This window comes from Parasphingopyxis sp., from assembly GCF_052168295.1.
Taxonomy (GTDB): Bacteria; Pseudomonadota; Alphaproteobacteria; order Sphingomonadales; family Sphingomonadaceae; genus Parasphingopyxis.
This window is the reverse complement of record NZ_JBQLZN010000077.1, coordinates 1-13,968: the sequence shown is the minus strand read 5'-3', so window position 1 is coordinate 13,968 and position 13,968 is coordinate 1. Positions and strand designations below refer to the sequence as shown.

Here is a 13,968-nt window from a genome sequence, read left to right as displayed (position 1 = left end):
TATATGATATATTTAAGAGTGAACGAGACATCAAAACCAAACGACGAGCTTTCTTACGACGCCAGCGACGAACAGATCGATGAAGCGATCCGTGTTGCGGACAGTATCACATTCTTCGCAGACCGAAAAATCAACGCCATCGACTTGCAGATGGTGCTCAATATCATGCGGGAAGAAGCCGAAGCTAAAGGCGTGAGCCTGCCCGCTTTTACCGATTTTCTCATGTTCTACGCGCTGAATGAGCGCGTGGATAACGACAGCGACTTGGAGTCCGTCGCGGAGTTTTTTCGCAAAACGAAATCCTATGCCGATATTTTTCAAGGGCAGTATGAGGCGACGCACGGCGCAGTAAACGAAGATGACTGGCCGGAGGATTGGCCCGAAGAATGGCGCAAGGGCGCCAAGGAAATGTTCGACAAATCTGGCGACTAGCGCTCGCGATCTTTGTCCTGTTCCTGCTGCCGCTGTTTCTCGGCTCTGGTCCTCTCCCGCTCCTGCCGTCGCTCGCTGCGTTCCAGCTCTTTGGCGCGCTCTTTCATACGGCGGCGCTCTTCCCGATCCCGCTCCTTCTGCCGGTCGGCATTGTCCCGCGCTTTTGCCTTCTGCCCGCTGGTCAATTTCGCGGACTTGACGCCGGCATCCTTGCGCTCCTCGGCCTGCCTTTCTTTCAACTCCTGCCAGTCCCGCGCGTGACGCTCTTTCATATCGGCAAGATCTATCGGCTCGCGTCGCGGAAGCGCCTCGAGTGTTCGATCAAAGACATCGCCCGACAGTTTTCGGCTGAGCTTATATCGTTCGCGCTCCTGCTGTTTCAGAAGCTCGGCCAGTTTCATCTTGGCGAGCGAGAGTTCGGCCTGCGCTTGTTCCGCATTTTTGCGAAAGGGTAGCACCGAAAGGACGCGCCCCAGGAAAGAGTGCGCACGGCGATGGGTTTTGATCGCCTTCTCAACCGCATTCCGTGCTTCGGCGCTCTCTTGGCGCTGGCGCTGGAACAGGTCGCGCCAATAGGGTCGGTTTCGCTGCTGCGCGAGGCTTTTCTGATGCGCATGCTCTTTGAGGAAAGCGGCTTTATCGGCTTTCTTCCGTGCCTCGATCTTAATCTTCGCAAAAGCACGGTCGCTGGCATGGTCTTCGTGTAAGTCGGAACGCTCTAAAGCTTGGCGTTCGAGCAAGGCCTTGCGCATCTTGTTCCATTCGGAACGGGAAAGGCGCTTGTTGCCTTCAAGCGTCTCGCCGGGCTCTAATCCGCCGCGCTCTTTTGCCCGCTTTCGCTTCTCTGCATTTTTCGCGCGATTGGGCGCGATTTTTTCGACATCAATCCCGTTCGCCTTGCAATAATCCAGCGCCCAGGCCTGCGCCTTGTAGTGGTCGTTGGATCGGGAGAACTGTTTTCCCGTTTCGGGATTGATGAGATTGATGACGACATGGACATGCGTTTTTCCGTTGTCGTCATGACCGACGAAGATGGCTTGCGCCTCATCGAAGCCGGTCGCCTTTAGAAGATCACGCGCTGCGTCTTCCTGATGGGTGGCATCTGGCGACATGTCCTCCGGCCAGGACATGATCCAGTGATAGACGGGCCTCTTGGTTGTTCTGCGCCCGCGTCCATCCCATCCGTTTGCGCGCTTGATCGCATCGGCATCCATCGCTGTGGCCGCCATCAGCCTTGCGGCCATGTGTATGTCTTCGGTGCCGATGTTCTGGGTGGCTGACCATACCGCCCGATGATCATTCTTCTTCGAACCGCCAAGGTAGGCCGCAAGGCCTTTGAAGGATGATCCTCGTGCGACGGCCGCTGGAATCATTGCGGCAGGTAGCGATCAAAAAGCTGTTCAAGCTTCGCGATCGTCTTGGTCAGTTCGTCTTCCATGACGTAACGCCGCCCAGAATTTTTCACCCGGGCAATCTGGTTGAGATTGTTGCCGAGGTTCACGAGCGATCTTCGGTCCTCGGGTGAAAAAACGCCGCCATCATCCGCCGTTCTTCGCGGTGGAAGTGCGCGGCGAAGGGCGCAATCGCGGACAAAATCGGACAGGGTGGGATAACCAGCCTTTGCCGAACGCTCGATCATCGCGAGCCGTTCGGTTTCGGTCAAACGGACACGCAACACCTTATTTCGGGTGTTCTCAGTGTTCAGTTTTGGCCGTCCGGTTTTCGTCATCCGATTGTGCCCTTGCGGGGGTTCAAAGGGGGAATTCCGCTCCCCCTTGCCAGAGTTTTTGTAGCTACAAAAACATATCTGGCTATCCGTTACTTCCGCTAATTATTATGCATGAAAACTCTCACTTCGTGAAGGGTTTTCTCTTCTTTGAATATACTGCTACTGTCGTTCAACGGAGGGGCAACAGATGCAAAATTGCGTAACTTCTGATCTATGAGTGACTACAAGCCTCTCGGCTGGGAACAGCTCGTCACGGACGGGCATGTTCGCGCCGCAAGGGTGCGGCGGATTCAGCCGGTGCTTGTCGGGCTTGGCATTTTCTTGATTTTGCTCGGCTGGTGGACGTTCAGCTCCATCGAAACGAGTGCGACTGAAAACAACCGCGCTTCGACGCTCCAGGGCGAAGTGGAGCGACAGCAACGCGAAGCGAGACTGGCTTTGGCCGGTCTGCCTGCGCCAAGCGTAGCGCGCGAAGACCTGTCTCAAATCCCGACGACCGATCAGGCAACGGAAATCGAGCGGCAAATGCTCGATTCCCTCAACGCATCAAATGAAGTGCCGGCATCACTGCCGAATGGTCTTGATGTTCAATCTCTCGATACGGAAGCATTCTGGAATGATGCATGGGAGGCGGGAACAGCCTATGTCGTTGATACGCGCCGGGTGAAACTCCTCGGCGTAATTCTGAACGGCGGGTCGGCTGAATATCCGCAACTGCAACGTTGGCTTGCAGTGTTTCGACACGCCGATGGAGATTGGGAAGTCGTCTATATCAGCGCGCCCGACTTTATCGGGCCGCCGGACACGCCATCTGTCGACATCGGCGAGATTCCAATCACGCTTCGACCCGTGCTGGGATGATCGGGATGCAAAGCTACAGTCTGACCAGTCTGCTTCTGACCTACGGCCTTCCCATCGCGCTCGTGGCCGCATGGCAATTCAAGCCGTTCCGACGCGCGATCATCTTCGTGCTGAGTCTGATCCCTGCATGGTTCTTGTTCGTGCTTGGGATTTTCGCCTTCGTCCTGTGGAAGCCGGTGAACTGGCTCGGCGACAAACTCTCAAGATTTCTGCCAATCAATCGCTTCTCTCAATTCCTATTGGACCGGGCAGCGAACACCGGCACGGACGCTCTGCGTGAAGGAGATCGGGAAGGCTACAGCGCACAGGTTTGGCCGACGGAAACCTACCCCGAACTCTATCAAGCCGTGCCGGAAGATATTGAGAGGCCGCTTTATGAAGACGGACGCTTGCCAGGCGGACGCGGTATCGTCTGGCTCGCGGATCGCTATATGACCGACGCGGCTTACAAATCCGCCTTCCGTGGCGGATTGAAAGCCTCGCTCGTCGTTCTGACGGTCATTCTTCTCTACCTTGTCCTGAATGTGTTCTTCGATGTGGCCGGATTCATTCCGGCCCTTTTGGAAGGGGAGCGGCCGGTCATTGAACAATGGCCGGGCGACGAGCCGGTCAGGGTTTCCACATGGTCGCTTTTGTCAGCCAATTTTGGCGCGGCCCTCACCGACCTCTCCAAAAATCTCGCCACCGTTCTTGTGTCAGCACTCGCACTCATTCCTTTAGCAATCGGCGTGGGTCTGATTGTGACCGTGCTTTTGCTGTCCTCATGGATGCGCGCAAAGTCCGAGCCCTATCGCCTCGTCACGAAGGACGCAGATGTGCGTTGGGCCTTTCGGAGCGAAATGCGGGATCTCGTCGGCCAGACATTTCGCAGGCAATTGGAACAGGCAACGGGCTATCTCAAAGACTCTCCCGTTTTTCCGGTTGGTCGCGCGACGGGCATGTTGAGGGCGCGCGGTGATCTGTCAGCCCCGACGCCGGGGCAGCCGCTCAATCTGGACCGGGAATCCCTGTTTCAGCACACGCTTGTTTTCGGCGGCACGGGCGAAGGCAAAACCACCGCCCTTCTGAAACCATTGATGCGACAGGTTCTTACCGACCGGAAGTTCGGCGCTTTTGTCGCCGATGCGAAAGGCGTCCTGTGGCAGGATGTCCAAGGCGTCGCGGACTCCATAGACCGGCAGGATGACGTAGTGGTGATCGGATCGGGCGCGGGACACAAAGGCCTAAACCCGATTGCGAGCCTCAATCCGACGCAAATTGCAGCGGCGCTCCGCTCTGTGTTGCGCCAGGTCAGCGGCAACGCATCGGATAGCTTCTGGCCCGATATGGCCGCCAATGTTCTGCGTCACGCGCTGACAATTGGTCAGGCCTATGCGCAGACGAAGGCCGGGCAGGATGAGTTCGAGGCCTCAGGCATCAATCCCTACAGTCTATGGTGGGCCTATCGCGCCGTGACGATCACGGGAAATGAGGATCATCCCGGTCCGCTTGATTACGCGGTCTCGAGCCTGCGCCGTGAGTATGACAGCGAAGCCGACGATTGGGAGGCCGCGATCGATCGGAATGACGCCGATGAGGCGGATCGGATCAAGAGCCGGTTGGACACAATTTATTCTCCCGATGTGATGTCGTCGATCGAATATCTGACTGGCGCATGGGTATCGATGGCGCCGCAGACCAAAACCGGCATCGTTGCTTCGATCACCCAATTGCTCGACGGGTTCTCGGGCGCGAAATCGCTGCGCGAGCGATTTGCCGAAGGCCGAGCCGAGAACACCGTCGATATAAACGCGGCTCTCGACGGGAAGCTCGTGCTCATCGCTCTCTCGTCCATCGAAGATGGCCTTCCGGCCCGCCTGACCAGCATCCTGATTAAAACCGCGCTCTATCGTGAAGCGAGGGTGCGCGAGATCGCGTGGAAGCGCGACGGCAAGTCACCTCAAGATCAGCCCTGCCTCGTCGTCATGGATGAAGTTCAGGAACTTGCGACTGTCGATCCCGCATCGGGCCTGAGCGATGCGAGTTTCTGGAATGTTGCGCGTTCGACGGGGCTGGCAGGCGTTTTTGCGACTCAGACGATTGCCGCATTGGTGCAGGCAATGGGGGATAAGGCGGCTGGGAATTTCATCCAGCAGGCACGCACCAAAATCTTCTTCAGAACCGAAGAACGGGAAACCGTTGAATACGCCTGCTGGTGTGCCGGCGAATATGAGCGCAACCGCGTTTATGAGGACGGGCATCGCGAAAGCATCGAATTTCGGTATCTGATCGATGGCTGGGATCCGTTCGCGCCGGTCGACGAAACGGAAGAGATCGAAGCGCGCCCGAGGTCGTTCTTCGATGCCGCGATTGGGCTGATTAACCCGAAACGGCTCTCGGTTGACCGCGCCAAGCGGCAGGCGACCTATGAAGCCGACGAGCGTTTCATTGGACCTGCGACGGATCGCCAATACCGCTCCGAACGGCAGGCTGCGGAATGGCGGGCGGAGGACCTGACGCGCCAATACCGCATGCACGGCAACGAAAAGCACCGTGCCTTGTCTCAAGCCGATTTGATTCACATGGGCCGCTGGCACGCTTTCGCGCAGGTTCAACGTGCAGGCGCGGTGCGCCAAGACATCATCACGGTCGAACATGACTTTAGTTGAGAAACGAGAGGGCGATGTGCGGATGAATGTTGGACTTGGGAGATTCATGCTTGCAGCAATGGCCATTGCGCTCGCCTCATGTTCTGGTGATCAATCCGTCAACGATGGCGAGGCGCAGGACGACCTCACTCCCGAACCGATTCAAGCGCCCCCTCCGATACAGCTCGAAGACGCGGAAGACAGTGGCGAGATCGCCGACGCTCCCGTCGCAACAGATGACTTAGCCAACGACACAGGATTTGAAGCTGAGTCCCCTGCCCCGCCGCCTATCCCAGCAATTGACCCGTCACCAGGCCGCACTTCGATTGGGCCGACCTATAGTTGCGACGGCCAGCTCACCAATGTTGAGCGCATGGTGTGCGACGATAGCGGCCTCGCCGGACTCGAACGAGAGATGGTGGCCCGATATAATGCGCGCCGTGACGCAAGTCCGGCCAGCGAGCGCGATCGCCATCTGGCCGACCAGCGCCGTTTCCTGCGGCAACTGAGAGCCTGTCAGACGCGCGCCTGCATATCGGCAGCCTATCGACAGCGCATTGGAGAGCTTTTGTAATAGGCGCGCTTAGGATGTGAAGAAAATCCCCCGGAATTGCGATCTCGGCCGGGGCGGATGCGGGTTGCCGTCCCTTATGCGCATATCGGCCGCATGAGCGGCGAAAATGACGATCAATGGCCCTGACGGATCATTTGGACGCACCGCGACCGGAAGACGGAATGTCTCGGTGTGGGCGATGAAGAGCGAAATCGCGTCCTGATAAGTCAGCTCGTAAACTTCGGCTGGCTGAAACTGCGTATCAAGGTCGGTAATGACGAAAGCAGTTGGCTCGCCGGGCTTGAAATTGGCGGTTCTGGCGATACGCTCTTCAACAAGCCTCAAGACGTGATAGCAGTTTTCGTCGGCAAAGAGATCGCAGCTTCGCGCAATGTCGCTTGGGCGCAAAGCGGCGAATTTAGGGTGTTTCGGGTCAAGAAGAATGATGGGGTCATCAAGGCAGATTGACCCAGTTGGAAATTTGTCGAGCCCGCCGTCGAAGTAGATTTTGTAGATATCGAGATATCGAAATCGACCTTTGACGCAATAGAGGCACAACCATTTGAGCTTTACTGTCAAATAATCGCTCTTCATTTCCTTATGTTAAAGGAAAAAAGTGAATAAAAACTGAATCTTAGGTGATTTACTTAAAGTAAAAGAGGCCGCCCGAGGGCGGGGACGCCTAAGCGTCCCCGTTTTCGGCGTCGCGCGGAGCGCGAAGAACGACCCGACCGCCGACTGGATGTGCGGAAAGAGCGATGCTCATTCCCTTGCCATCCCGATGAGTCCAGGCAGCCCCGATCCGATTCCAGATTGCGTTATCGCCATCTCCGCGAACGGCATAGGCGACGAAGGCGGGCGTTGTTGAGTTTGAAGATGCTTGAGTCATGATTTTGTCCTTTCGTTTGAGACCGGACCATTCCGGCCATGCCCCGATCAGGACAGGCGCAGCGAAGCGCTGCACCGTAGGGAAACGGGTCACACGGGAGCCCCACAGGGGCGAATGGAGCGGGCCACCCGTTGCGGCGCACAGCGAGTATGTCAGGGGCTAGGTCAAAGGCAGGAGTGGAATCCGGTTTCTCGAAAGGCGATCACGACACGTTCCAAGCATCGATGTTCGACACACGCCAACCCCTTGCCTACTCCTTTTGCGGATGGCGTATGGAAAATCTGGCGATAGCGGATGGTGCGGATATGGACCGCGTGTCAGGCAATATGCGCATAGATCTTCGATTGTCCGGTGTGCTGTCGGGATTTTGCCAGCCGTAGCAATACCGCCGAAAGCCGGGGCTTCGGTGTCCCGCGCAGGATGCTGCATCGCGCCATTTTTGTAATCGATCTGGATTGGCGGTTTCTCCTCGCGGCTCATCCATAGAGTCCTTTGCAGGATTCGGTTTTCGCACAGGCGCGCTTCAAGCCCGCAACAGCTAAAGCCGTCCTCCTCTTCGTTGCGGCCCTTTTCGTTTCACTTCGGGTGCGTGTCAGCTCGCCGATGCCCCTTCTCCTGTGTGTTCAAAGGCCTCGATGGGCGAGGTCTGAAGCAAGGAGAAAACCATGATAAACCAGATCGACACTCAATCTTTGATGACACTAAGCGAGCAACAGCTTCTTGGGCTTTATGAAACCCTCAACGCCGAGATCGGGGCGATGCAACCCGGCAGCGAAAATGCCCGCATCACGGCCGAAACGATCAATCGCGTTCTCAACATCATCCACCATAAACGCCGCCAACAGCGCCAATCGTTCCCGAGGCCAGGCCGTTAAGTCCGTGGCCTCGCGCGGAGGGCTTTTGCCCTTCGCGCCAAACCAACCAAGAAACCGCACCCTTGGGAGAGGCAAGTCAGGATGACGTCGTGCGCGCGGGGCTGGGCTCCGCCGGCGTCATCCTCCGCAGCCTCGACAAGAGTGCGCCGGGACGCAAAATCAAAACGCCCGAACCCTGCCGAAGCGAAGCGGAAGGCAGAGTGCGGACCTTACCGTCCCGTCGTCAGAGAAAGCGTTAGCGATCGTCACCGGATGGCCGAGACCGCTGGGCTCGGGGCGCGTTGCGCCTAGAGCGCGGGCCAAAGGCAACGCTCAAAAGCAAATCTGATACGGAGGAATCATTGACTCAATCCCGATGTAACTAAATAATCTAATGGGGATAAGAAATTACATGCAGCAACAGGCTTTCAAAATTCACGGAGATAACATCGTCGAATGTGTGCGAGCGTTTGACTATGTCGCTCAGGGCTTGGGCGATCTCGTAAAAGACATTGAAGGGCCGAGCGAATCTGTCTCCTGTCCGGTTTATCGACTCATCGGCGATGGCTTTGATTACCGATTTCAGTTTCTGCCTGGCTTCGGCGAGCATCGCTGGAATCAGGACATCCTCGCCTTTGTGAAATACGCTGGCGGTCGGCTACGCGAAGCGGCCGACGCAATAATCACGCGTCAAAGCGACGAAGACGGCGAGATTCCAATAGCCGCAATCGAGTTTTGCGGTGCGCTTCCTGCGGGCAATCAGGCATGGCAGCGGCAAGGTCGCGCCTTCTCCTTTGCTCATGCCCAAATTCCGTATTTCTTTGTCACGGAGCTTGGCGGCTTCGAGCTAACCTCTGATCGCGGACGCAAAGCCGAACGCATGCCCAATCCTGCCGTGCCCTTCAGCTTCGTTTCAATGACACAATACAAGGGTTCTGTATGTCTGCCTGTTTACGAAGCAAACTCTGGCGCGCGTCCCGAAACCTACGAGACATACGGTCCAATATTCGGTCAGGATGAGTTTCTGGAGTTTCTGAAGCTGGCGGTCACAGGCGTCGATCCGACATCGGCGGCTGAAGGTCTCGAAGAAAAGTGCGTTCAGCTTGTCAGCCTATTAGCGGATAGCAAGAAGCGTCAGGATGGTCTGACATCCGATCAGTGGCGTGCTGCCAGACAAGCGATGGATGATGGGCAATCGCTTCCAGATTATCTTTCCGAGCAGGCCCGACTGGATTGGAAAAAGACCACGTCGATCAAGACAGTGACCGAGTCCGCGAAGGAATTTATGGAGATGGGATCGGCCTACTCGATTGGGCTGACCTCCCAAGTGCTCCCGCTGTCGCTAGTGCCAGCCGATCAGCGCCCGGACTTTGCGGAAAGCATGGGTGCGATTTACGGCGATCTTGATGACAGCTTTAGAGATTGGGTTGGTAGCAGCGACCAGCATCTTTCTATAGCTTGGATTAACGGCTTCAAGCCGCGCGGCGACGACGCCCGGCCGGATCGAGGGCTGCCACCATTAGCTCGGATGCTAGTTGGCGACACAACAGATCTTCTCTGTTTTGTGTTCGGTCCGGCGCCGGTATCACATTGGCAGGCTTTGGCGAACGACCCGCTGGGCTTGGCTCTGAGCAACGGACTATGGGAGGCCATACTTGAACTAAGCGACGGCGTTCTCGCCGACAGCTCGACCAAGCCCGATGATACTCCGCGTGGCTATGTCCGCGATCAATGGTCGCCAGCCGCGTCGGATGAGACTCTGACGTTAGCCGTTGAACCAAGTGTGCAGTCCATTGGCGAACAAGATGTGGACACCGCTCTTCATGTAGCTTTCGAGGCGCTAGGCGCTGATGTCGCATTTGAGGGCATGTGCAATCCGCCAGGCGGTGACTGGAGCGGAATATCGTTTCGATGGGAGAAGGATGCCGAGGAACATCGATGGCTGACGTTGCCACGGGTGTCTGCGGAGGGAGCGAAACGCCCCGATCACGTCTTCGCCCTCTTCGGCCATAACGAACAAACAATATGTTTGTGCATCGAATCCAAGGAACGCGCGCAATCGCTTGAGAAAAATATCGGACCACGGCTGACCCTTTATGCGCAGGCGTTGTTCGAGACTGCACCGAGCATACGCAGAGAAGCTGCGGACGGCGCATGGTCAATCTTTGAGGATGAATGGACAGTTCAACCGAACGTTTATCTATCCGCCGGCGCGTATCACGGCACGGCCGACGATCCGTTCGCAGGATTGCCGCCAGAGACGAACTTGGATTTGCAAATCGGTGTCGTTTTCCATGAACATGGGGCACGTTGCGACCTCCACCTTCGCGGCGACACCGAGGACGGCAAGGCTCTGGCGGAATATCTAAAATCGCTCGATCAATGGGGCGATTTCGTTGACGTCATTCTCGTCAATAGTTGAGATAGAGGCTTTCTGTTACCATGTCGGTTGCACCGTTCAAAACCTTGTTGACCGCGCTGTAGCCGCTTTGGAGATCAACTTTACGCCGAAACAGGCCGGAGGGCAGTTCGACGTTGTAGTCGCGTTCTCCGCGATTGCCGTCGAAGGACAGCGCCCATTTCACGCCACGCGCCGATAGGTCGTCTAAGACACCGTAGAAGCGCTCAATATCGAGATCACCGATATAGCGCTGCTTGTTTCCAGCATACGGCGGGTCAAGATATACGAAATCAGCCGCTGACGCGTCAGACAAAGACTCCTGAAAGTCAGCGCACCTGAACTCAACGCCACGCAGCCGGTGATTCCATGATCGGACAATTTTGGCGAAGCGTTCGGGCTGCATTCCCTTCCGAGATAGGTGGAAGGAATTATTGAAGTCGCCCTTTTGACTGAATCTGACAATCCCATTCACGCAGGTTCGCATCAAGAAATTCAGGTCTTCGGGTTTCTTGGTCTGGTTGAACCTGTCTCGCACTACATAAAAATAAGCAGGCAAGTCCTCCTGCAAGGCGCGCCATTGTGTTCGGTAATTTTCGACAAGCCGATCTGGATCATCACGCACCAGTGACCAAAAGTCGACAAGGGGTTGATACAGATCCGCGCCGACCGACAGAGGCCTGCCAAGCAAAAACATGAGCGCGCCACCGCCCAGGAATGGTTCATAATAACGATCATATTCGGGCGCCAACGCAGCGATGCGGGACGCCTGACTACGTTTGCTACCCGTCCATTTCAGGATCGAGGGAACGTCACCGTGCGAAGAATGATGCACACGCTCTGGCGCTTCGGCTTCTTCCCCGAAAAAGGATGTTTGTGTCGCCATGCCGCCCTCTCTCAACTGTCTTCCAGTCTGTTTCGGGCAATGTCGAGATACTCCTTCTCGGTCTCAAAGCCGATAAACCGAAGCCCTTCACGCTTGGCCGCGACACATTCTGTTCCTGCACCCGCAAATGGGACAAGGCAGATATCATTCGGCGCGGCCGAAAGCTGGATCAGCCTGCGGCTGACGCGCTCTGGCTTTTGGGCTGGATGTTTGCCGTGCGCGAGCTCTTCTTTGGCCTTGTTGTTGGGAATGTCCCAGACGGTGCGCATTTGCTTTCCGGCTGACTTTAGATTGTCGTGGGAGAAATCCCCATCCTTCGAGTGTTCGTAGTTGAACCGATATTCGCGTTTACCGCCTCGGTGCGCCCAGATGATCGTCTCATGACTTGCTGTCAGCCTGCGTCCCGAAAGATTCGGAAAACTGTTTCGCTTATACCAGACGATCTCGTTGATGATCTCCACGCCCAGAATCTGCATGGCGATGTTTGAAATTCCTGCATTGTGATACGTGCCGTGAACCCACATCGAACCTGTCGATTTTAGGACGCGCTGCGCCTCGGCAAGCCATGTCAATGTAAATGCTAGGTAGTCATCAAGCGGCATGTCGTCCCAGATTTCGGCGATCTTTTTCCAGTCGCCGCCAAAGCCGGGGAGCTTGCCATGCTGCATTGACCATGCGCCGCCCTTGCTGGCGTTGTAGGGCGGATCGGCGATGATCAGATCGACACTCCTGTCAGGGAGTGCTTTTACAAGCTCGATGAAGTTTCCGTGGTGGATTTCGTTCAATGACAGTCCGCCAAGCGCGCCCTCATTTGCTTTTGAAGCCACTCTTGATTTCGGTTTTGTCGCTGTCATTGTTTCGCTCATTCTGCCAATTTCCTTTTGCCCCGTGTTTCAAAAAGCAGGTTTGCAGCCTCGATCATCAGGCTTTGCAACGTCGCCTCTTCTTCTACGGCGATTGTTCGCAGTTGTTTCATTGCGTCCGGCTTCAAATAGAAGGTGACGCCTTTCTTGCCGATTCTGCTTGGCGGGATCGGCGTTTTCCCTGCTGTTCGTTTTGCTGCGCTGGTCTTAACCACTGCGTTCTCCTGCACATGAATGCATGCATTCATGCTGGCATTTTTCCGCAAAATTCGCAAGGAATTTTTCGCAGGAATCAGTGGATTATTTTGACGAGTGATGAGAAATACGTGGACCATCTCTCTTTCGCTATCTGCTAGAGATGGCACAGCCATGCACCTTCGTGCCCGGCTTCCTCAAATTTCAGCTCTAAGCTGACGGTGGGTGCTCACCGTCAGTCGATCCAGTTTTGTCTGGAGCTTGAACCGTCGAAGTGTGATTGCGCTTGCGCCGAACGTTCACAAGGGACGTATCGATCATGTCCTTCAAGTGAGCCGCATAGTGCTTCTCGATCATCTCGACGCTGGTTCGGCAGTTCTTAGCGACCTGATAGATGTCAGCACCTTCAAGTAGTCGGAAGCAGATGTAGCTATGGCGGAGGCTGTATGCCGTCCGAGCTTTGTCATTTCGGTCGAATTTCAGATTGTTCTCCGCGAGGATGCGATTGAACATCTTTTTAAACTCGTTTGGAAAGAGCCGATCGGTTGGCTCTGGCAGGATCTCATCGCCGCTCGCGCCCTGCGATCCCATGCGCTTGCGATCGCGCAGGCGCTCAAAGGGTCGGACTGCCCCAGGCATGCTTTTGCAGTAACCTACGCCTCTCTTCCCTCGCACCTCAATCTCAAGAATGCGCTCACCGGAATATGCATCGTCGGCGATTTCAACATCCCGAAACTCAATCTGTTTGAGTTCGTCCGGCCGAAGGCCGGTGTTGGCAGCGAACAAAACGAAGTCGTGCAATTGTTCTGCGTGCCAACGATACCGTGGACTTCTTGGCTCAGCGGCATTCTTTCGCGTCGCCTCATAGAGCAACTTGTATTCGTTGGGTGTAAACCAAGGCCGCCGCTCGATCTTGGTTTGCCGTCGGTATGGATCGGACAAATCCGGTAGCGTGTCGATCCAACCATGTCGCTGGGCTGTTTTCAGCACCATGCTAAGGGTCACAACTTCGTTGTGAATGGTCTTACGTGCCGGCGGCTTCCATTCCTTATCGTCATCCGGCCAGTCCTCCGGCTTGGTCATGCGGTGGACGCGATAAGCCTGTCCGGCGCCGGACGTGATTTCAGTGAGAGACATCTTGCCGAAGAACGGCAAGAGATGGAGACGCAAGCGATCCTTGTGGCCTTGCACCCATTTGGGGCTGCGCCGACCATGCGTGATCGCTTCATACTCAATTGTAAATTTGTCAGCGGCCGCGGCAAAGGACTTACCCTTAACGAGTAAGCCAGCCCGTGCCTTGCCGCGCAGTTCCATATACCAATCCTCTGCGATCTCCTTCGCATGGGATAGGCTTTCTTCCTTCGTGCTCGTGCGACGGTTGCGCCCGTCTAGAAATGTAGAGCACTGCCAAAATCGGCTTCGATCTCTTTTATATAAGTGGACCTTACCGCCCAAAATCGTGTGTTTGGGCATCGGGTAGAACCTGTCGCTCAGAGTGTGTGAAAGTGTGTAACATGTGTGCAAGTATATCACACACTAAAACGACCGCAAAACGTTAATTTTGCGGTCGTCTAAGTCTTTGATTTTACTGGCTTTGGTTGGTTGCGGGGGCAGGATTTGAACCTGCGACCTTCAGGTTATGAGCCTGACGAGCTACCGGGCTGCTCCACCCCGCGCCAAC

Annotated in this window: 13 protein-coding genes and 1 tRNA gene; 6 read left to right on the top strand and 8 right to left on the bottom strand. The window is 55.9% G+C overall.

The annotated features are described in order from the left end of the window. Positions 1-18 precede the first annotated feature (18 nt). Positions 19-432: a hypothetical protein gene (locus ACTS1Z_RS12065; protein ID WP_442624717.1), complete on the top strand. Its 414-nt coding sequence runs from the start codon at positions 19-21 to the stop codon at positions 430-432. Here the strand turns inward: ACTS1Z_RS12065 and ACTS1Z_RS12060 are convergent. Next, positions 429-1,805 carry a relaxase/mobilization nuclease domain-containing protein gene (locus ACTS1Z_RS12060; RefSeq protein WP_442624716.1) on the bottom strand — a complete coding sequence of 459 codons (1,377 nt, stop codon included), beginning with the start codon at positions 1,803-1,805 and terminating at the stop codon, positions 429-431. The two genes, ACTS1Z_RS12065 and ACTS1Z_RS12060, sit on opposite strands and share 4 nt — an antisense overlap. Then, on the bottom strand, positions 1,802-2,161 hold the full coding sequence (locus ACTS1Z_RS12055; protein ID WP_442624715.1) for a plasmid mobilization protein: 360 nt from the start codon (positions 2,159-2,161) through the stop codon (positions 1,802-1,804). Before ACTS1Z_RS12055 ends, ACTS1Z_RS12060 begins: the two co-directional genes overlap by 4 nt. A 213-nt stretch (positions 2,162-2,374) precedes the next feature. Between ACTS1Z_RS12055 and ACTS1Z_RS12050 the strand changes: the two genes are divergently transcribed. The 3 genes from ACTS1Z_RS12050 to ACTS1Z_RS12040 are packed head-to-tail and all read left to right on the top strand — an operon-like array spanning position 2,375 to position 6,223. Then, the gene (locus ACTS1Z_RS12050; RefSeq protein WP_442624714.1) at positions 2,375-3,022 is read left to right on the top strand and encodes a hypothetical protein; all 648 of its coding nucleotides are present in this window, start codon (positions 2,375-2,377) and stop codon (positions 3,020-3,022) included. Between the two features lie 5 nt (positions 3,023-3,027). Next, positions 3,028-5,670, top strand: coding sequence for a type IV secretory system conjugative DNA transfer family protein (locus ACTS1Z_RS12045; protein WP_442624713.1), 2,643 nt, complete (start codon positions 3,028-3,030; stop codon positions 5,668-5,670). A 58-nt stretch (positions 5,671-5,728) separates the two neighbouring features. After that, a complete protein-coding gene (locus ACTS1Z_RS12040) occupies positions 5,729-6,223 on the top strand; it encodes a lysozyme inhibitor LprI family protein (protein WP_442624712.1) in 495 nt (164 codons plus the stop codon). Positions 6,224-6,232: 9 nt separating this feature from the next. Here the strand turns inward: ACTS1Z_RS12040 and ACTS1Z_RS12035 are convergent, their stop codons facing one another. Next, positions 6,233-6,796, bottom strand: a complete 564-nt coding sequence (locus tag ACTS1Z_RS12035) for a hypothetical protein (protein WP_442624711.1) — start codon at positions 6,794-6,796, stop codon at positions 6,233-6,235. A gap of 960 nt (positions 6,797-7,756) precedes the next feature. Between ACTS1Z_RS12035 and ACTS1Z_RS12030 the strand changes: the two genes are divergently transcribed. Further along, positions 7,757-7,966, top strand: coding sequence for a hypothetical protein (locus ACTS1Z_RS12030; RefSeq protein WP_442624710.1), 210 nt, complete (start codon positions 7,757-7,759; stop codon positions 7,964-7,966). A gap of 391 nt (positions 7,967-8,357) precedes the next feature. Beyond that, positions 8,358-10,367 carry a hypothetical protein gene (locus ACTS1Z_RS12025; protein WP_442624709.1) on the top strand — a complete coding sequence of 670 codons (2,010 nt, stop codon included), beginning with the start codon at positions 8,358-8,360 and terminating at the stop codon, positions 10,365-10,367. Here ACTS1Z_RS12025 and ACTS1Z_RS12020 read toward each other — a convergent pair. The 5 genes from ACTS1Z_RS12020 to ACTS1Z_RS12000 all read right to left on the bottom strand — a co-directional run bounded on the left by ACTS1Z_RS12020 (position 10,357) and on the right by ACTS1Z_RS12000 (position 13,963). Beyond that, a complete protein-coding gene (locus ACTS1Z_RS12020) occupies positions 10,357-11,229 on the bottom strand; it encodes a DNA adenine methylase (protein ID WP_442624708.1) in 873 nt (290 codons plus the stop codon). The two genes, ACTS1Z_RS12025 and ACTS1Z_RS12020, sit on opposite strands and share 11 nt — an antisense overlap. 11 nt (positions 11,230-11,240) lie before the next feature. Further along, a complete protein-coding gene (locus ACTS1Z_RS12015) occupies positions 11,241-12,095 on the bottom strand; it encodes a DNA-methyltransferase (protein WP_442624707.1) in 855 nt (284 codons plus the stop codon). Then, complete coding sequence (locus ACTS1Z_RS12010; RefSeq protein WP_442624706.1) at positions 12,092-12,463, bottom strand: ribbon-helix-helix domain-containing protein; 372 nt, start codon at positions 12,461-12,463, stop codon at positions 12,092-12,094. The genes ACTS1Z_RS12015 and ACTS1Z_RS12010 overlap by 4 nt, the downstream gene beginning before the upstream one ends. Before the next feature lie 34 nt (positions 12,464-12,497). After that, positions 12,498-13,601, bottom strand: a complete 1,104-nt coding sequence (locus ACTS1Z_RS12005) for a tyrosine-type recombinase/integrase (RefSeq protein WP_442624705.1) — start codon at positions 13,599-13,601, stop codon at positions 12,498-12,500. A 285-nt stretch (positions 13,602-13,886) separates the two neighbouring features. After that, positions 13,887-13,963, bottom strand: a tRNA-Met gene (locus ACTS1Z_RS12000). Positions 13,964-13,968: the final 5 nt, after the last annotated feature.